Source organism: Campylobacter australis, assembly GCF_050586305.1.
Taxonomy (GTDB): Bacteria; Campylobacterota; Campylobacteria; order Campylobacterales; family Campylobacteraceae; genus Campylobacter_A.
Window position 1 is genome coordinate 187,652 of record NZ_JAXUAA010000002.1, and the last position, 19,983, is coordinate 207,634.

Annotated in this window: 20 protein-coding genes; 15 read left to right on the plus strand and 5 right to left on the minus strand. The window is 35.5% G+C overall.

The window, feature by feature from the left end:
* Positions 1–13 precede the first annotated feature (13 nt).
* A complete protein-coding gene (locus tag U5B17_RS03860; RefSeq protein ID WP_430804058.1) occupies positions 14–2,758 on the plus strand; it encodes a M16 family metallopeptidase in 2,745 nt (914 codons plus the stop codon).
* Between the two features lie 11 nt (positions 2,759–2,769).
* Here U5B17_RS03860 and U5B17_RS03865 read toward each other — a convergent pair whose 3' ends face one another.
* On the minus strand, positions 2,770–3,738 hold the full coding sequence (locus U5B17_RS03865) for a putative transporter (RefSeq protein WP_430804059.1): 969 nt from the start codon (positions 3,736–3,738) through the stop codon (positions 2,770–2,772).
* Positions 3,739–4,133: 395 nt separating this feature from the next.
* Between U5B17_RS03865 and U5B17_RS03870 the strand changes: the two genes are divergently transcribed.
* On the plus strand, positions 4,134–4,958 hold the full coding sequence (locus U5B17_RS03870; RefSeq protein WP_430804060.1) for an adenylosuccinate lyase: 825 nt from the start codon (positions 4,134–4,136) through the stop codon (positions 4,956–4,958).
* A gap of 175 nt (positions 4,959–5,133) precedes the next feature.
* Here U5B17_RS03870 and U5B17_RS03875 read toward each other — a convergent pair whose 3' ends face one another.
* Genes U5B17_RS03875 through U5B17_RS03890 form a run of 4 tightly spaced genes read right to left on the minus strand, consistent with a single transcriptional unit; the run spans position 5,134 to position 7,746 of the window.
* A complete protein-coding gene (locus U5B17_RS03875; RefSeq protein ID WP_430804061.1) occupies positions 5,134–6,381 on the minus strand; it encodes an RNA polymerase factor sigma-54 in 1,248 nt (415 codons plus the stop codon).
* Between the two features lie 3 nt (positions 6,382–6,384).
* Complete coding sequence (lptB, locus tag U5B17_RS03880) at positions 6,385–7,113, minus strand: LPS export ABC transporter ATP-binding protein (protein WP_430804062.1); 729 nt, start codon at positions 7,111–7,113, stop codon at positions 6,385–6,387.
* Positions 7,106–7,504, minus strand: a complete 399-nt coding sequence (gene tsaE, locus U5B17_RS03885) for a tRNA (adenosine(37)-N6)-threonylcarbamoyltransferase complex ATPase subunit type 1 TsaE (RefSeq protein ID WP_430804063.1) — start codon at positions 7,502–7,504, stop codon at positions 7,106–7,108. Before tsaE ends, lptB begins: the two co-directional genes overlap by 8 nt.
* Positions 7,501–7,746, minus strand: a complete 246-nt coding sequence (locus U5B17_RS03890; RefSeq protein WP_430804064.1) for an RNA-binding S4 domain-containing protein — start codon at positions 7,744–7,746, stop codon at positions 7,501–7,503. Before U5B17_RS03890 ends, tsaE begins: the two co-directional genes overlap by 4 nt.
* Before the next feature lie 80 nt (positions 7,747–7,826).
* Between U5B17_RS03890 and U5B17_RS03895 the strand changes: the two genes are divergently transcribed.
* The 13 genes from U5B17_RS03895 to U5B17_RS03955 are packed head-to-tail and all read left to right on the plus strand — an operon-like array spanning position 7,827 to position 19,983.
* Positions 7,827–9,053, plus strand: a complete 1,227-nt coding sequence (locus U5B17_RS03895; protein ID WP_430804065.1) for an argininosuccinate synthase — start codon at positions 7,827–7,829, stop codon at positions 9,051–9,053.
* Positions 9,054–9,066: 13 nt separating this feature from the next.
* A complete protein-coding gene (gene rplI / locus U5B17_RS03900) occupies positions 9,067–9,513 on the plus strand; it encodes a 50S ribosomal protein L9 (RefSeq protein WP_430804066.1) in 447 nt (148 codons plus the stop codon).
* Entirely contained in the window at positions 9,514–10,056 is a 543-nt protein-coding gene (gene hslV, locus U5B17_RS03905; RefSeq protein WP_430804067.1) for an ATP-dependent protease subunit HslV, read from the plus strand.
* Positions 10,056–11,378, plus strand: coding sequence for an ATP-dependent protease ATPase subunit HslU (hslU, locus tag U5B17_RS03910; RefSeq protein ID WP_430804068.1), 1,323 nt, complete (start codon positions 10,056–10,058; stop codon positions 11,376–11,378). The genes hslV and hslU overlap by 1 nt, the downstream gene beginning before the upstream one ends.
* 19 nt (positions 11,379–11,397) lie before the next feature.
* Positions 11,398–12,267, plus strand: a complete 870-nt coding sequence (gene era / locus U5B17_RS03915; RefSeq protein ID WP_430804069.1) for a GTPase Era — start codon at positions 11,398–11,400, stop codon at positions 12,265–12,267.
* 9 nt (positions 12,268–12,276) lie between these two features.
* Complete coding sequence (locus tag U5B17_RS03920) at positions 12,277–13,749, plus strand: hypothetical protein (protein WP_430804070.1); 1,473 nt, start codon at positions 12,277–12,279, stop codon at positions 13,747–13,749.
* A complete protein-coding gene (locus U5B17_RS03925) occupies positions 13,749–14,381 on the plus strand; it encodes a type 4a pilus biogenesis protein PilO (protein WP_430804071.1) in 633 nt (210 codons plus the stop codon). Before U5B17_RS03920 ends, U5B17_RS03925 begins: the two co-directional genes overlap by 1 nt.
* Positions 14,378–14,725 (plus strand): hypothetical protein, encoded by a 348-nt coding sequence (locus tag U5B17_RS03930; protein ID WP_430804072.1) that lies wholly within the window; start codon positions 14,378–14,380, stop codon positions 14,723–14,725. The genes U5B17_RS03925 and U5B17_RS03930 overlap by 4 nt, the downstream gene beginning before the upstream one ends.
* Before the next feature lie 16 nt (positions 14,726–14,741).
* Positions 14,742–16,187, plus strand: coding sequence for a pilus (MSHA type) biogenesis protein MshL (gene mshL, locus U5B17_RS03935; RefSeq protein ID WP_430804269.1), 1,446 nt, complete (start codon positions 14,742–14,744; stop codon positions 16,185–16,187).
* Complete coding sequence (locus tag U5B17_RS03940; protein WP_430804073.1) at positions 16,187–16,984, plus strand: AAA family ATPase; 798 nt, start codon at positions 16,187–16,189, stop codon at positions 16,982–16,984. The genes mshL and U5B17_RS03940 overlap by 1 nt, the downstream gene beginning before the upstream one ends.
* Positions 16,977–17,717, plus strand: coding sequence for a hypothetical protein (locus U5B17_RS03945; protein WP_430804074.1), 741 nt, complete (start codon positions 16,977–16,979; stop codon positions 17,715–17,717). Before U5B17_RS03940 ends, U5B17_RS03945 begins: the two co-directional genes overlap by 8 nt.
* Entirely contained in the window at positions 17,714–18,256 is a 543-nt protein-coding gene (locus tag U5B17_RS03950; protein ID WP_430804075.1) for a hypothetical protein, read from the plus strand. The genes U5B17_RS03945 and U5B17_RS03950 overlap by 4 nt, the downstream gene beginning before the upstream one ends.
* Complete coding sequence (locus tag U5B17_RS03955; RefSeq protein ID WP_430804076.1) at positions 18,256–19,983, plus strand: GspE/PulE family protein; 1,728 nt, start codon at positions 18,256–18,258, stop codon at positions 19,981–19,983. The genes U5B17_RS03950 and U5B17_RS03955 overlap by 1 nt, the downstream gene beginning before the upstream one ends.

A 19,983-nucleotide genomic window follows, 5' to 3' on the forward strand; every position in this document is an offset into this window, starting at 1 on the left:
TTACGGAGAAAAAATGAGAGAAATTTTACTTCTACTACTATTTTTTGTTAGTCTTTTTGCATTTAAGCAAGATCCTGATTTGCTTTCTGCAAAACTTGAAAATGGATTAAGTTATTACATAAAACAAAATGCAAAACCTGCAAAAACGGCTCACTTTTATCTAGTGATAGATGCTGGGTCGATAGATGAAGCACCTAATGAGCGAGGATTAGCGCATTTTGTAGAACATATGGCATTTAATGGTAGTCGTGATTTTGACAAAAACGAACTTATAAAAAAGCTTGAAAGTCTTGGCGTGCGATTTGGCGCTGACTTAAATGCCCATACTAGTTATGATGAAACGGCTTATACTCTTGAAATTTCAGTAAATGATGAAAATTTAAAAAGTGCATTTCAAGTTTTTAGCAATTGGATAGATGGGATAAAATTTGACCCAACTGAGCTTGAAAAGGAACGCGGAGTCATCATCGAAGAAGAACGCCAACGCAACACGCCAAGGTATAGGCTATTTTTACAACAAGCCAAAAATCTATACAAAGACAGTATCTACTTTGATAAATTTCCAATAGGCGATATGAATGTTGTTAAAAATGTAGATGTGGCAACGATAAAAGCATTTTATGATAGAGTTTATCAGCCAAGAAATATGCAATTTATAGCCGTTGGTGATTTTGATGTCAAAAAGATAGAACAACTTATAAAAACACATTTTAGAGCTGCCAAAAATACAAATAACTATCAAATTCCAGATAAAACCATACCATTTCAAAATGGGTTTAATATAAATATTTATGATAGCAAAGAGATAGGGCAAAACTCCGCAAGTCTTGTGTTTATAGACCGCTATGAAGCGCGCACAAACGATGCTGTAGCTAGAAAAATTTTAACTGATGCCTATATCTCAAGTCTTATTTTAAGTTTTTATGATAAGCGTCAAAATGAGAGCACAAATCCACTTCAAGTAAGTCTAACACGACCAGTCATAGCCAACCAAAAGGTTTATTATACATTTGGCGCAAATGTTTTAAATAACGATTTTAACGCATCAATTACTGAAATCAACAGCCTAATAAAAGGCATAAAAGAGCATGGATTTAGCAAAGATGACTTTGAGATAGCTAGGCAAAATTTTATATCTTTAACCAAAACAAGGTATAAAAATGCCAAAAATCAAAAGTCACAAAACATACTTAATGCCATCACCTCATCACTATCAAACGGCTCCACTATACTTAGCGAAAAAGATAGTTTTGAGCTAAACATGAAACTTTTAAACGAGATAAGCCTTGATGAAGTTATGAACCGTTTTAACGAGATAACTAGTCTAAACTCAAGCGAGCTAAACATACTAGCCACCCAAGACTTTAGCCTTTTAAACGATGAATACAAAAGTTTAGTTTTAACAGCAAAACCACATAATCTAAACACGCTCGGTAAAATTTTACCAAAAAGCTTAGCCACAAAAGAGCTAAAAATACAAAAAATAGCCACAAAAGAGCATAATAAAAATGGTGATTTTTGGATTTTAGAGTTTAAAAATGGCACAAAAGTTGTACTAAAGGAACTAAAAACACACAAAAATAAAATAGAACTCTGGGGTATAAGCCGTGGCGGTACATCAAATTTAGCTCAGCCACACAAAAGCATGTATGCCGTGCAAGTATCTAATGAAAGTGGGGCTGGCGAGTTTAACAACTATGAACTGGCAAAAATTTTAAGCGGAAAAAACATAAGCTATGAAAAGCGCATTAGTGAACTAACGCAAGGATACTATGGCTCTAGCTCAACTAGCGACTTTGAGTCACTTTTACAAGCGATATGGCTTGAGTTTAATACTCCAAGACTTGATGAAAACATTTTAAATCAGATAAAAACAAAAGCTATCGATAGCTTAAAAAAGAGTAAAGAGCTCCCAGAGTATAAATTTCATACAGAGTTTATTAAATTTTTATACAACGATAATCCTCGCACAAAAGAGCCAAACGAAAACGAGATAAATTCTTTAAATTTGCATGAGCTTAAAAAAATCATAGATGATAAATTTACAAATGCAAGCTCTTTTATCTTTTTTGTAGTTGGTGACTTTGAAATAAAAAAGCTAGAGCCACTTTTGCAAAAATATATAGCAAATTTACCAAGCAACGGGAAAAAAGAGAATTTTATAGATGATGGTGTGCGAAGTAGGGGAGGGGTTTTAGAGTTTAAAAAAGAGCTTCAAACCATGGATAGAAGCGATGTAAGCATAATGTTTAAAGATAAAAATATAACTTACTCAAGACTAGAAAGCTTAAAGGCTAGGGCTTTAAATTCTGTTTTAAGTGCTCTCTTGCGTGAAAATATAAGAGAGGAAAAGGGGCAAACATATGGCTTTGCGACAAACATTAGGCTGGATAAATTTCCATACAAAAACTCCCTTGCCAACATATCTTTTAGTACTGATCCTAAAAATTTAAATGATGTTATAAATGCTATCCATGAGAGTATCTTTAGTCTAAAAGAGCAGGGCGCAAGCAAAGAACATCTGCAAAATTTCAAAAAAGCAAGCCTAACTCAAATACCAAAAAACCTAGAAAATGCTGAATTTTGGCTAGTAAATTTGATGAGACATTTTGTTTTTGAAGGTGAGCTTTTTGATAGAAAATGGTACGAAAATGCACTTAAAAATATAACAAGTGATGACATAAAAACGGCGGTCAAAAAGTATCTAAATGATATAAATATCATAACTACAATAAATGGTCCAAGCCAAGCAAAGTAAGCCATCACGGCTTACTTTTTATAGTTTATATTTTCTTCAAATTCCTTTAAACGCTTATGTATTGAACGAAGTTCGGTTATAACCGTCCAGTTATTCATAAAAACAGATAAGCTGCCATGCACCTGTCTAAATGCGTTTGTTGCCTGCATCATGACACCAAGGCTTATCGCTCCAGCCAAAACGCTTGGTGCCATAGCTATGAGTGGTATCAAAACCATGCCTTGACTAAAAGAGTAGCGCCACACATCAAAATATCCATAGTGCAAAAATAGCCTACCATAGTTATATTTTAAATCATTAAAAAGTGATGTAAATTTCTCAGTTCCGCCGTGATTTAGCTTATCATCTTCAGCATAAACAAGCTCTTTTCTAAAAGATGCTTCTACCTTTTGGTTATTATACTCAAGTCCAGGCAACATAATGCCCACAAACCACGATATAGCAAGCCCTCCAACACTCGTAGCCACCGCTATCCACACCAAAGCACCAGATACATTTTCCATAAAAGTTACTTGCACCTGAGAGCTTAAAGCAAGAAGTATTGGAATAAAAGCTATTAGCGTCATGATAGCATCAACGATCTGAGAGCCAAGACTTTCTAGAATTTTAGCAAAACGATATATATCTTCTTGGATACGCTGCGAGCTACCTTCTATATCTTTTTGAACTTTTTGCCAGTAGCAAAGATAGTCAAAAGTCATAGCTTCGCGCCATTTAAAGGTCCATACACGAGTAAAATAATTAGTTATCGTTGCTATTAAAACATACGGAAAAGCTATCATTGCGAATTTTGAGATCGCACCCCAAAAATCATCTATCTTGTAGTTTTTGACATTTTGAAGCATATCATAAAAGCCTTTATACCAGGCATTTATCTCAACCATAAGTTGCACCTGTGCATAAGTAGAGCAGAGCAAAAATGCAAGTCCAAGATATGCCCAAAGTAGCCATTTTTTACTTGCAAAAAATGATGAAAACATCTTTTCTCCTTAAAATTTTAAAATATAGATAATAGCCAAAAAAATGTAAAAACATAATGAAAACACCAAAAAGTATATATGAAAATTTTATGTCAAATATTTTGTATTTTTATGTGCTAAATTTTATGGATAAATTTTTATCATCCAAAAAGTAAAGCCTACAAAAAGGCTAATTTTAGGCGTTTTAAAATACAAAAGGCAAGCAGAGCAGCAAAATATATATTTATTTGAAAATTATAGTTTTCAATACAAAATATGAAAAATAGTAGCAATTTAACCTTTTGTCATATTATTATACAAATTTATAGTAAAAAATTTTATACTCTGATTTTATTTTCAAAGTTTTTGGAACATTTTTTGCTTTAAACATTCTAAATAACATTTTTGGAGCTTTTATGAAAATCAAAAATACGCTTGAGTCGTTAAGTATTTTAACTGATGATGATAAAATTTATACTGATTTGCGTGTAATGATAGAGAAAAATTTTAGCAAAACATTAAAAAGCAAAGGTAAAACTATCTCGTTTTATGACGAAAACGAGATGCCTCAGCGTAAATATTTTCTAAAATTCATAAAACGCCTTTATGAGCGTGAAAATAACGAAGCCATCGATATAAAATTTGCTGAATACAAAACCATAAAACTAAACTATATACAACAAAACACTCTATCAAAGGTGATTTGTGTAGGTGTTGATTTTGCAAAGGATAATGCTATTTTTTCCATTGATAAAAAAGATAAGCTGTTTTTTACCTATATTATTAAAAGCTTTGAAAAATGCAACTATATACTAAACGAAAAAACTTCAACGCTCACATTAAAAATGAGAACAGATGATGACATAGAGGCACTTTGTGAGTTTATTTCAAGCACTAAGCATTTGCGTTTTATAGCAAGCTTTACTTATGATGCACAAAAGCTAAATTTGTTTAAAACTAACTACAAAAATGGCGTTTCTCAAAAGATAAAAAGCAGATTTAACTCAGTGGCATCACTGTTTTCTGAGCAGTTTGAAGCCCTTGGATGCGCTGTTGGAAGTAGTTTTGAGGCTGTTCGCGAGAGCTATCTTTGCTTGGTTAAAATTTATCATCCAGATCGCCACTCAAACAAATCAGATATTGTAAAAAATGCCTACCGAAAGCAATTTGAAAAAATTCAACTTGCATACGAAGCCCTAAAGCCACTTTTTAAAGAGCAAGAGCGTGTCCTAAGTGCCTAGCCACCTTCTCATCCAGAAAAACACTCCCAAGCCCCTCCCTGCTCTTTTAGTGTTTGATTAAAAATTATGCCAAACACTAAAAGAGTGCGCACGCGGCACCATACCGCTTAAGAAATACTGAGCTTGATGAGCGTTTAAGTAAAATAGCCATTATCAATTTTTATTAAAATACACCCTACCCGTTTATCTCATAAATCCTACGCCTTTCGCCAGAGCTACCTATATTTAGTGCTTGGCGGTATTTAGTAATCGTTCGCCTAACGATAGGGATTTGAAATTTTTGTTTTATTATCTCAACTATTTTTAGATCACTTAGCGGTTTTTTTGGATTTTCATTTTTTACAAGTTCTAATATCAAATCTTTTACCATCTCATTTGAGATTTCTTCATCAAGCCCAGTGGCAAAAAATTTTTTAAGCGGTATGGTGCCGCGTGCGCACTCTAGGTATTTATTTGCGATAGCACGGCTGATAGTAGATGGGTTTCTGCCTAGATCCTCGGCTAAATTTTTAAGTCTCATGGGCTTAATGTCGCCACCAAAAAAGAAATCGTATTGATACTCAACTATCATCAAACCTATCTTATAAAGCGTTGCTTTTCGCATCTCAAGAGCATCTATAAGCACCCTAGCCTCACGCACACGACTAGCAACAAACTCCACACTCTCATCTACACCATCAATATCTAACAAAATTTCAGGATACAAATGCTCATTTACACTTACACTTATACCGCCGTTTTTCGTGATTATGACGATGTCTGGGACTATTTGCATCTCGTCATCAAGATACTCAATGGCTGGTGGATTTTTAAATTTTTTTATAATTTTTAGAGCATCATCGTAATTTTTTAGCTTTCGCATATTTTCAATATTTTCGAAATTTTCTATAATTTTTTTTGCAGTTTCATAAATTTTTGACTCATACTCAAAACTTTCAAGCTGAAATAAAAAACTCTCTTTTAAATCTTTTGCCCCCACACCAACTGGCTCAAGATGGGCAAATCTAGCTCTTATACGATCCACATCATCCATGCAAAACTCGCCCAAAATTTGCTCATCATACTCAAAATAGCCCTCATCATTTATACACTCTATGATCTTATAGGCGATATTTTGAGACTTTGTTGTAGGAAAAAGTGGTGGATTTATCTGCTCAAGAAGTTTTTCATAAAGGCTTGTTTTTTGCACGCTTGTTGCCTCAAGAGTACTTGATACTGAGTTTTTACTGAGCTCTTTAAAGAAATTTTTCTTTAACTTTTGGTGTGAGCTATTTTGCTCAACACTAACAAAAGGGTTATTTTTTACAAATGGCTCAAGTGTCTCTTTTAGCTCATCAAGCGAACTTTGCAATATCGGAAGCCAGCTACGAAGAGTTTGATTAAGCTTAGTTTTTGCAGAAAGTGCTTGATGTTGCCGTAGCATACCCTACTCTAAAAGTTTGAAGTCTTCACCAAGATAGTGAGTGCGTACATTTTTATCATTTGCTACATCTTTTGCTGTACCGCTAGCAAGTAGCTCGCCACTTCGCATAACATAAGCTCTATCACATATCGCAAGTGTTTCACGGACATTGTGATCAGTTATCAATACTCCGATACCATACTCTTTAAGCTCTCTAACTATGTTTTGTATGTCACTAACAGCAATGGGATCAACTCCAGCAAATGGCTCATCAAGAAGTAAAAATTTAGGCGTTATCATAAGGCTTCGTGCTATCTCACAGCGTCTTCTCTCTCCACCACTAAGACTAACGCCCTTGCGTTCACGGATGGGCTCTATATTTAATTGATTTAGCACTTCTTCAACCTTTTGTATGCATTCTGCTTTATCTTTATATATAAGTTCTGCACCAAGGAGTAAATTTTCCTCTACGCTTAAATCCTTAAAGATACTGCTCTCCTGAGGCAAATATCCTATCCCCATCTGAGCCCTTTTGTGTAGCGGAGTGGTCGTAACATCTACACTATCTAAAAACACACCTCCACTGCTTGGACTTATAAGTCCACAAATCATATAAAAAGTAGTCGTCTTGCCCGCTCCATTTGGACCAAGAAGCCCAACAACCTCCCCGCTTTGAATTTCAAGCGAAATTCCTTTTATAATGTCTGTTTTTTTTATCGTTTTTTTTAGCTCTTTTATCTGTAACTTATGCACAAACTACCTCATATTCTCTTGCATTTTCTATCGTTTTTATAATAATTTTTGTGTATTTTAACTCATATTTTTTTAATAAATTTTCCAGCCTCTCATCGCCCCACTCTACCAAATGAAGCCCATCTTCAAGTAAATTTTCAAACAAACCATTTGCTAAAAGTGCATCTATGCCATTTTGATAAATATCATAATGAAAAATTCTATCCTCATAGCTTTGCATAACGCTAAAAGTCGGCGATGTTACATCCTCTGTTATGCCGTGAAATTTTGCCAAAGCCTTCACAAATGTAGTTTTACCACTGGCTAAGTTACCCTGCAAGATTACAACACCCTGCTCTGGCAAAAGCTCAACAACTTTGTAAATTTCATCTAAATTTGCCGTTATCTTCATAGCTCTTTAATATACTCGCTTTGAGCGGATTTTGGGATCGACTTTGTTGTTGGGATCGCCAAAACCTGATAATTTGCCTCGCGTACTAGAAATTTTATCGTGATTTTATCGCCGATTTTGACATCTTTGCTGGGCTTTGAGACCACGCCATTGATGCTTACGACGCCACTTTTACACATATCCTCGCTTACGCTTCTTCGCTTTGTGATATTGACTACATTTAAAAATTTATCTACTCTCATAGCGAGATTTTAGCCAAATAAAGCTTAATTAAAACATTTTTTTTATAAAATCATAGAATTTAAAACACAAGGAGATGCAGATGAAAAAAGATGTAAAAAAGGTAGTTTTGGCTTACTCTGGCGGATTAGATACTAGCATTATCTTAAAGTGGCTTCAAGATGAGTATAAGTGCGAAGTGGTGACATTTACCGCTGACATCGGTCAGGGCGAAGAGCTTGAACCAGCTCGCAAAAAGGCGCTTGAACTTGGCATAAAACCTGAAAATATCTTTATAGAAGATTTACGAGAAGAATTTGTGCGTGATTTTGTATTTCCTATGTTTCGTGCAAATGCCGTATATGAAGGCGAGTATCTGCTAGGCACATCGATCGCGCGTCCTTTAATCGCAAAACGACAAGCTGAAATCGCAAAGCTTGTCGGAGCCAATGGCGTAAGCCACGGAGCAACTGGCAAAGGTAACGATCAAGTGCGTTTTGAGCTTGGATATTACGCACTTGGCGAGAATTTAACTATCATCGCTCCTTGGCGCGAATGGGATCTAAATAGCCGTGAAAAACTCCTAGCATATGCAGAAAAAAACGGCATTTCTATCGAGAAAAAACCGGGTAAAAGCCCATACTCAATGGACGCAAATTTACTTCACATAAGTTACGAAGGATTAGTCCTTGAAAACCCAGCCAATGCCCCAGAAAAGGATATGTGGCGCTGGACGACTGATCCAAAAGATGCACCAAACGAAAGCGAGATTATCGAGATCGGCTACAAAAACGGCGATCCATGCTGCATAAACGGCAAAAAGATGAGTGCGAGCGAGCTTTTAACCGAGTTAAACCGCCTTGGTGCAAAGCACGGCATCGGTCGCCTTGACATCGCTGAAAACCGCTCTGTCGGTATGAAAAGTCGCGGCTGCTACGAAACACCGGGCGGCACGATACTTCTAAAAGCACACAGAGCGATTGAAAGTATCACGCTTGACCGCGGTGCAGCCCACCTAAAAGATGAGATCATGCCAAAATACGCCGAACTAATCTACAACGGCTACTGGTGGTCGCCAGAGCGACTAATGCTACAAGCTTTGATCGACAAAAGCCAAGAAAATGTCAATGGCACGGTGCGAGTGGAGCTTTACAAAGGCAATGTCATAATCTTGGGTCGCGATAGCAAAACGGACAATCTTTTCAACGAGGCGTTTAGCACATTTGAAGAAGATAGCGTATATGATCAAAAGGACGCAAATGGCTTTATCAAGCTAAATGCACTTCGTTTCATCATCGGCAAAAAAGCGGGTAGAAATTTTAGTAAATAAGAAAGGATAAAATTTGAAAGTATTATTAATCAAAGATGTAAAAGGCTTAGGAAAAGCAGGTGAGATAAAAGAGGTAAAAGATGGCTACGGCAATAACTTTTTAATCGGAAAAGGCTTTGCAAAAGCTGCTACAACAGAGGTTTTACGCCAATATGAGGCAGAGCAAAAACGCAAAGCAGAAGAGCTAAAATACGAACTAGCAAACATCGAAAAGCTAAAAGGCGAGATCGAAAAAATCACACTTAAAATTTCAAAACCACTCGGTGCAAATGGCGCACTTTTTGGTGCCGTAACAAAAGATGAAATCGCTCACGCTCTTGAAGAAAAGCACCATTTAATCGTTGATAAAAAGGCATTTGACTTCGCTCACACGATCAAAGCGACCGGAATTTACGATGTTGATGTTAAGCTCGGACACGCCGTTCATGCCAAGCTAAAACTGCAAGTAGAGGGCGAGTAAGTGTTTCATGCAACAACCATTTTAGCCTACAAAGGCAAGGATAAATCTGTCATCGGCGGCGACGGACAGGTAAGCTTTGGCAACACCATTTTAAAGGGCAATGCCGTTAAAATCAGAAGTATAAGAGATGGTAAAGTTTTGGCTGGTTTTGCTGGAAGCACGGCTGATGCGTTTAACCTTTTTGATATGTTTGAAAACAAGCTAGATCAGGCAAAGGGCGACCTTTTAAAGGCTGTGATCGAGTTTAGCAAAGAGTGGCGAAAGGATAAATATCTACGAAAACTAGAAGCGATGATGCTTGTCCTTAACCGAGATAAAATTTTCTTACTAAGCGGAACTGGCGATGTTATCGAGCCAGAAGATGGCAAGATAGCAGCGATCGGAAGTGGTGGCAACTACGCACTTTCAGCGGCTCGCGCGCTTGATCGCCTAGCCGATATAGACGCTGAAATTTTAGTCACAGAAAGCCTTAAAATCGCTGGCGAGATCTGCATCTATACAAACACAAACATAAAAACTTATGTGATTAAGGATAAAATTTAATGGATATGACACCAAAACAGATAGTTGCATTTTTAGATGATTATGTCATTGGGCAAAAGGATGCTAAGAAAATCATTGCCATAGCTCTAAGAAACCGCTACCGCAGAATGAAGCTAGAAAAGGCGATACAAGATGATATAATGCCTAAAAATATCCTGATGATAGGCTCAACTGGCGTGGGCAAAACCGAGATCGCGCGTCGCCTTTCAAAGATGATGGGACTGCCTTTTGTCAAAGTTGAAGCTAGCAAATACACCGAAGTTGGCTTTGTTGGACGCGATGTTGAAAGTATGGTTCGTGACCTTGCGATGGCCTCATATAACCTTGTTAAAATGGAGCAAAGCGAAAAAAATCAAGATAAAATTTCAGAGTATATCGAAGATAAGATCATAAAAAAGCTCCTGCCGCCACTTCCAAAAGGTGCAAGCGAAGAGAAGATGGCTGATTACGAGCGAAGTTACGAGAAGATGGTAGCTAAATTTCGTAGCGGAGATCTAGATGATTTAAGCATTGAGATCGAAATCCAACAGCCAACCCTTACTGAAAACTCAAATATCCCGCCAGATATGGCTCAAATGCAAGAGAGTTTTATCAAAATCATCGGCATGACAAATAAAGCTGTCAAAAAAGAGATGAAGGTAAAAGACGCTAAAAAAGCTCTAGAAAGCGAAGCAAACGAGAAAATTTTAAACATCGAAGATATAAAAACCGAAGCATTAAGACGCGCCGAAAATGAAGGTATAATCTTTATCGATGAGATCGATAAGGTCGCAGTAAGTAGCGGCAACTCTGGTCGCCAAGATCCGAGCAAAGAGGGCGTGCAGCGCGATTTGTTACCGATCGTAGAGGGCTCTGTTGTTTCGACAAAATTTGGTAGCATAAAGACCGATCATATACTATTTATCGCGGCTGGTGCGTTTCACATCTCAAAGCCAAGTGATCTTATCCCAGAACTTCAAGGGCGCTTTCCGCTTCGTGTTGAGCTAAATAGTCTTGATGAAGAGGCACTTTATGCAATCCTAACCCAGCCTAAAAACTCACTCTTAAAGCAATACATCGCACTTTTGGCGACTGAAAATGTCGAGCTAAAATTTGATGATAGTGCAATCCGAGAGATCGCTAAAATCGCCCAAAACGCCAACGAAAGCATGGAGGATATCGGTGCTAGACGGCTTCATACGGTGATTGAGCGAGTGATTGAGGATATTAGCTTTGAGGCAAGTGAAAAATCTGGTGAGAGCATCGTGGTGACTGATGAGCTTGTGCGTGAGCGACTGAGCGATGTCGTCAAAGATCAAGATCTTGCAAGGTATATTTTATGATGAAATTTAAGGGGTCGAGATGAAATCAGGCTTTGTAAGCATAATCGGTCGCACAAATGCAGGGAAAAGCTCGCTTTTAAACGCCCTTTTAAACGAAAAAATCGCCATCGTTTCGCACAAGCAAAACGCCACTCGCCGCAAAATCAACGGCATCGTGATGCACGAGGGCGATCAGATCATTTTCATAGATACGCCCGGACTTCACAAAAGTGATAAAATGCTAAATCAGCTGATGATCAGTGAAGCGATAAAATCGATGGGGGATTGCGATCTGATCGTATTTTTAGCAAGCATTCACGATGATACGAGCGATTATGAGAAATTTCTTACGCTAAATCCGCAAAAGCCACATATTTTGGTGCTTACAAAGGTTGATGAAGTTAAAAACGAAGCTGTCTTGGCTAAATTTTCCAAGTATCAAAAATTTCAAACCCACTTTGCCGCTCTGATGCCGTTTAGCACTAAGCAAAAAACCTATCAAAAGCCACTTTTGGAGCAAATTTGCAAACTTTTGCCAGAGCATGAGTATTTTTTTGATCCTGAGTTTATTACAAATACAAACGAAAGAGAGATCTTTCGCGAGTTCATTCTTGAAGCCATTTATGAAAATTTAAGCGATGAGATCCCCTACTCCACAGATGTTCTGGTCGATAAAGTAGTTGATAAAACAGATATAACTGAAATTTATGCGACCATCATAACCGAAAGAGAAATCCACAAATCAATGATCATCGGCAAAAACGGCGAAACGATAAAGCGTATTGGCATTCACGCACGCAAACTTATTGCAAATTTAACAGGCAAAAAGGTCTTTGTTAAGCTTGTCGTGGTAGTAAAAAAGGGTTGGAGCAAGGATGAAAATATGATTAAAAAGATAAATAATTATTAATAATATCTAATGAGTAAAAATCCAGCAATAATAACCATTGATCCTTATACACAGACGAGCTTTAAAGTAACTGGTAGTAATAGTGAGCCTTTTAATATACAAAAAGGGCTAAAAAAGGGAAATTTTTACATCTCTTACATAAAGCAAATCCATCTACAAACAGGGCAAGTAGAACTTTCAAAAACTATAAAAACAAGTGATTTTGCAAATGAAATAACGCAAAAAATTTATACAAATTTTAACCTTGATCCACAAGTCCAATACAAAATAGCCTACATCCAAGCACCAACGCAAAGTTCACAAAACAGTATATTTAATGTCTTTATCTCTTCGCACGATACGATAAACTCAGCATTTATCGGAGTAGCAAACAACACAACTTACATAGACCATATACTTCCAGCACCCCTACTCTATGCCTCTTTTTATGCATGCGATAAATTACCCAAAAAGGACACTGCCTGCTTTATAAGATTTGAAAATGATGATGCCTTTTTGGCAATTTATAAAGATGGAGAGTTGCTTACTACAAGGGCTTTAAGATATAATTTAAACTTTATAAAAGATAAGTTTTGTAAACTCGTTGATGAGCACATTAATGAGCAAAATTTTTTAAATAAGCTTGAAAAATATAGTGATTTTTCAAAAGATAGCGAGCATACAGAAAGCTTAAATTCTATCTTAAACGAGTGTTTTTTGTATATAAATGATGTTTTAACAAGCCTAAAACGAATACACGATATAGAAATTAACTCCATATTTCTTGATATTTTTTGTAAGCAAACACAAAGACTTGTAGAGCTTATCTCAAAAACAACTGGTATAAAATGCGCGAGTCTAAGTGCACTTACATCTTCAAAAAATGACTTTAACAACACTCATGCGATGCTAGGACTTTATGCTGCCAACCTTACAAATGACGAGATAAACTTTAGCATATTTAAACGCCCAGAACCTCTTTTCAAAACACAGGCTGGCAAGCTAATCATATATGCAAGTCTTGGATTTATCCTCGCCTTTATCTATCCTGCCATTAACTACTCTCAGGCATTTTTTATAAATTTAAAAACACAAAAGCTACAAAGCGAGCTTAATGAGCTTGAATATAGTTTGTTAGACTTTAAAAGCAAAGCTCAAGCCTTAGAATCTGAACAAAATACTACACAAAAACAATTAGAAACAGAAAAAACAAAAAAAGAGCTAAATCAAAATTTGCTAAACGACATTACTAGTAAAAAAGTAAGCGACCAAAGTGCGAGTACAACGCTTTTTGAGATAACAAAAGAGCTAAATAAAGTAGACATTTTGCTCTCATCTTATAACCAAAAAGATGAAAATATAACGCTAAATTTATTAAGTGATGATGATGTTAGTCTTACAAATTTTATCCATAAGATAAGTCAAATCCATACCATAAATGCTGAGCAAATTTCATTTAAAAATGGTGTTTTTGATAGTAACATCACCATAAGGCTACGATAATGCTAAGACTTATAAATGAGTACTTAGATACTAAAAATGCGAGCGATAGGCGAATTTTAGCCATACTTGCTTTCTTAATTAGTGCGTTTTTGTCCTATTTGCTATTTTTTGAAGCATCAAATAGCCTTTTGAGTGATAAAAATAGTAAAAACGCTCAAGCACTACAAAAACTAAACGATATAAAACAAATTTCTTTAAAAGATTTTGATATTTCAAATAAAGATAAAATTTTAAAGACCTATGAGAACAAACTAAATACAACAATACAAGAGTTAAAATCCACAAAACTTGAAAATGAGCTTTTACATAAGCGTTTAAATGAAGCACTTCAGTTACTTCCAAGCACTAAAAACTGGCCAAAATTCCTAGATGACATAGCTATTTTAGCAAAACAAAATCAAATCAGTATAAAAGAGATAACAAACAGTCAAACATCGGCTATTTTAGGACATATAAGCCAAATTTTATCAATAAACATAAAAGCTAGTGGCGAGTTTAAAGATATATTAAAATTTTTAAGCGAGACTGAGATGCAAATTCCGCTATTAAAAATAAAAAACCTACTCATCACAAGCAATTCAAACACTTTAGATTTTGAGCTTGTTATAGGAATTTGGGGCATAGCAAGATGAGAATTTTGGCATTTATATCACTATTTTGCCTACTTTTATCAGCGCAAAATACTACATTTAAGCAAACGCCAAGCAAAGAGCAGATAGATATGCTCAAAAATCCCTTTAAAATTATCAAAAATGACACACAAATAAAACAACAAAACAGTAAAAAACAACCAAATTTAAGGCTAAATGCCATACTTGCAACAAAGGCAAAAATCAATAACAAGTGGCTAAATTTAGGAGAAGTGATAGGCGGATTTAAACTTGTGCAAATAAATAAAAACTCAGTTATACTAAAATCTACCAATGAAACCAGAAAACTAAAAATTTCAAAGGAAAACCGTGTTAAAATCAAATAAAATTCTGATATTTTTAATGATTTTTCTAACAAATTTAAATGCAACAAACTGCACAAACAAAAGCTTAAGTATGAAGCTGACAAATGATGGAACGACACTTAGCGAAGCCATAAACGAAATAGCTGATATATGCGGATTTAGCGTTGTTGCAAAAGATATGGGAGCACAAAAGATACTTGAGCAAAACGCAACTTCGATAAACATAAACAATCTTTCATTACATGATGTCCTTGATGTTCTTATCGCAGAGCGAAATTTAAACTATGAGTTTTCTAAAAATATCCTAAAAATTTCCGCCCTAAAAACACAAACCTTCAAGCTTGATTACATAACATCTATAAGAACTGGAGTGGCGACAACAAAGGCTTCAGTGGATTCAGCTCCGATTGAAATAGGTGAAAATAGAGCAAACAACAAACAAGACTCAACTCAGGACAATATCATCACTTCAACTGAACGCTTTGACTTTTGGGAGAAGCTAAATGAGGAGCTAAAAGCCATTTTAAATAACGGTGCGGAAAGCATAATTACGCCAGATCCTGTCATAAATCAAAATGCAGGTCTTATAACTATAACAGCCACACCATCTCAACTTGCTCGAGCCTCAAGTTACATTGAAAATATGCAAAAACGCCTAAAACGCCAAGTACTAATAGATGTATCCATTATATCAGTTGAGCTAAAAAATGAGTACAAAAGAGGTGTTGACTGGAGCAAATTTGAGCTTGGCTTTAACAGCTACATAGGAAATGACCCGTCTAGGACATCTAGTATCGTCTGGAAGAATAAAACAAATAGCTTTAGTGATGGATTCTCGCGCACGCTAAGTATAGCAGCGAATTTAAATTTTAGTCTTGATGGTGTTCTAAATTTCTTAGAAACTAACGGTAAGGCAAAGGTTATATCAAGCCCAAAAGTAACCACTCTAAATAACCAGCAAGCACTCATATCAGTTGGCGATAATATAAACTACCGAGTTCAAGAAGAAAACGAATCAGGCACAATAAACTCCCGCACAACAACCACATATAAACAATATTCCGTATTTATTGGTATCTTGTTAAATTTACTGCCTGAAATTTCAGATGATGATAAGATAATGCTTCGTATAAATCCTAGTCTAAGTAGCTTTAAGTACCGCGAAGATGACGCTAGAAGCACTCTAGTGCGAGAAATAGCGCCAGACACAAACCAAAAAAAGCTCTCAACCGTCGTACATGTAAATAATGGTGATACAATTATCCTTGGCGGACTTATAGGACAAACAAAAGGCAAAGACAACACACAAGTACCTTTCTTGTCAGCTATACCGCTTATTGGCAATGCGTTTAAATCAAACAAAGATATCACCTCAACAACCGAGCTTATTTTCATCATCACGCCAAAGATCGTAGATGCTAGCAACCCACTTTCACCAAATACAAAAACACTAAAAGAGCTTGGTTTTTCTGGGACTATGTAATGAATAGTATCTATGCAAAGATAAAAGATCTTTTTATAAATAGCGATAGTGGCGAGTTTATCCGACTTAAAAGCTCTGTTGAGTGCGAACAAAAACTACTTAAAGTGCTTGCAAGACCACTTAAAATAGTGCTTTTTTATGGCAATCCTGGTAGCGGTAAAACTTTTTTGTTAAATAAAATTTCAGAACAAGATAGCAATTTGATATTTTTTGCGTATCCGTTTTTTAATGAGCAAGAATTTATTTTTGCTCTTTGTGAGAAAATTTATGGTAAAAAGCTAGAAAATGTGGAAAATTTTGAAAGTTTTATGTATTATTATACGCAAAATTTTACACAAAATAGCGAAATTCTAAAAAACCAAAAGACAATCATCTTGGATGAGGCACAACTTTACCCAGATGAGTTAGTCGAAAAAATTCGTCTTATGAGCGATACAAGGATGTTTAAATTTCTATTTACCATTCACAAGACAAACAATGAGGAGCTTTTAGCCAAGGATCATTTTAAATCTAGAATTTGGGAAAGAGTAGAGCTTAAAGAGATTGATATTAACGAAATTAGACTTTATGTGCTTGAAAAAATTAAGAGTGAAAAATTCTTTTTTAGTGAAAGCGACTTTAAGCTTATATTTAAATTTTCTAATGCGAATTTAAGATCGTTAAACAAACTAATGTATAAATTTTTTGAAATTTTTGAAAGCTATGAAGCGCAAATACCATCAAAGCTAACCGAACCGAATATTAACGAAAAAGTGCTTTTCATGGCAGCTATCGCAACAGGAGCTATAAGTGCTTAGCATTAATGAACTAAATGAACTTGAAGTAAAATTTAACACCCTAAAAACAAAGCGAAAACCAATACAAAAAAACCAAAATTTATACAAATACTTAAGCATTTTAGCTCTTTTTATAGCCCTTAGTGTGGCTAGTTTTAACTTTTTTACAAAGCAAAAGAGTATAAAAACAGAGCAAAACTCTACTCAAAACTTAAATACGCAAAATAAAAGTGAAGTGGCTTTACTAAAAGCTAAAATTTCAGAGCTAAATTTTAAACTCTCGCAAACTACAAAAAACGCACAAATAGAGCAGGAAAAAGATAAGAAAGTTTTAGCCAAGCAAAGCGAACAAGGATATTTAAATTTAAATGCTATTGAGCTTAAAAATATAGAAAATTTAACACAACAAGAGACAAAAGCCTTAGAAGATAAATCACAAAAACAAAAATCAAAAATAACACTAAAACCAGCTAAACAAACAGTGCAAAATGAGAGCATTTTAGGCTTTAACGAGCTTATAGAGCTTGCAAACAGTGCTTATAAAAACAGCGAATTTACTAAAGCTTTGGAGCTTGCTATTATGGCAAATGAGATAGATGAGCAAAAAGAGGATAGCTGGCTTATCTTTGCAAAAGCAAAATTTAAACTAGGCGATAAAGCAGGGGCGCTAAGAGTTCTTGAAAGCTACAATGCAAACAAAAACAAAAAAAGTGTAAATTTATTAATAAGAGAGATAAAAAAGGGTGAGATATGAGAGTTTTTGTGCTATTTTTTGTACTGTTTAATGCACTATTTGCGCTTAGTATAAGCGATGTTAAAATGCTATTTGATGAGCAAAAATTTGAGCAAGTTTGTAGTAAAAGTGTAGAGAATTTATGCTTAAAAGCAAATGATGAAGCGTTGTTTAGTCTTTATGCTACGGCTTGTATTAAAATACATAAGATAAATAGCCTCTTTTTGCCCATCACAAAGCTTAGGCAAAGCCCACAATCTAGAGAAAACGCAGCCTATTTTGCTGACATTTTGCTTAAGAAAAAGCTACTTTATCATGCACTCATTGACAACATAGATATAAGCTATATAAGGCTTTCAAAGAGTGATTATATCTTATCTATGATATTTGATAGATTTGTAAAAAATGATTTTAAAAAAGAAGATGATAGGTATATTTTTAGAGAGAAAAATTCAGATATTTTTTATGAGCTTTATGCCGATAACAGCACAAAAATACCAAAAATAATCCTAACAATACATAAAAATAATAAAATTTTAGAAAAAATCGAGTATTTCTAATGAATGAAATTGAAAAAATTCTGCTAAATTTTTTACATACAAAAAATGCGATAAAATCTCAGATAGACTTCAATGATGAGAGCTTAACAACAGCTATCTTAAAGCAAAATTTGCTAAGCGAAAGTGAGCTTTTATCTTTTGCAGTTGAGCTTTTTCGCAAAAATGAGATAAGTATAGAACAGGCTACAAATAAGCTTGGCTTTGATGTAAAAGAGTTTTTAGAAAGTGCCAGCAAAAGATATGGTATTGAAATTTTTAATCTTGATGACATTGATATTGACTACCGTATAGCAGAAAAAAGTAGTGCAGCACATTTTAGGCGATTTGGTGCATTGCCCATAAAAGAGGATGAGCTAAATGTGCATGTGGTGTTTAAAAACCCTTTTGATATCATCGCGCAAGATAGCATACAAGAGCTTTTTACCAATAAGCTTCTAAAGCCTGCACTAGCTCAACCGATCCAGATAGACCGCTATATATCAAAACTAGAACTAAATGAAAATATCAAAGACCTCATCACTGAAATCCGCCATAAAATTTCAAACAATACAAATAAAAGTCAAAATGAGCAAAACTCTGGAATTTTAAAACTTATTGAAGTTATCCTAAAAACAGCCATAGCTCAACGCGCAAGCGACATCCATATAGAGCCTACAGCCACAAACTGCATCATAAGAAGTCGCATAGATGGCATGCTAAGTGAGACATTTATCTTTGATAAAGATATCTATGCGCCTATGGCAAGCTGTCTAAAGCTACTTTCTGGCATGGATATTGCCGAGCGAAGAAAGCCGCAAGATGGCAGATTTTCAAAACAAATTTTAGAGCGTGAGTATGACTTTCGTATCTCAACACTGCCTATATTAAATGGTGAAAGTATAGTTCTTCGCATACTTGATAAGTCCCGCGTTATCGTTGATATAAAACATCTAGGTATGAGTGAGCAAAACTTATCCAAATTTCAAACTAGCTTGCGTCAGCCTTACGGCATAGTCCTTGTAACAGGACCTACAGGAAGTGGTAAAACAACAACACTTTATGCTGGTTTAAATGAGATAAAAAGCATACGCTCAAAGATAATAACAGTCGAAGACCCTGTCGAATATCAACTAAATCTCATACAACAAGTCCAAGTAAATGAAAAGGCTGGGCTTGGTTTTGCAAATGCTCTGCGCTCGATACTGCGTCAAGATCCAGATATTATCATGGTTGGTGAAATTCGTGATCATGAAACGCTTCGTATTGCAGTTAGCGCCGCACTTACAGGGCACCTTGTCTTTTCTACGCTTCATACAAACGACTCATTTTCAGCTATAACGCGAATAGCTGACATGGGTATTGAGCCATATCTTATAAGTGGTTCTTTAGTTGCAGTCCTTTCTCAGCGTCTAATCCGCAAACTTTGCCCGCACTGCAAAGCAAAATTTTTGCCAACACACCATCAACTAAAAAATATAGAACATCTTTTGCCAAGCTCATATCAGTTTTATGCTCCCGTTGGCTGCCACCACTGCTCACAAACTGGCTACATTGGACGCGAGATGGTAGGCGAAATTTTACCTATTACAACAAAACTACAAAGTCTTATAGCAAACCAAGCCAGCAAAGATGAGCTACTTTTATGCGCTACAGAAGATGGGTTTAAAGATATGTTTGAAGATGCACTTCTGCGAGCTGCAAACGGCATAACCAGCTTTGAAGAAGTTTTTAGAGTAGCAAAAGCTTAA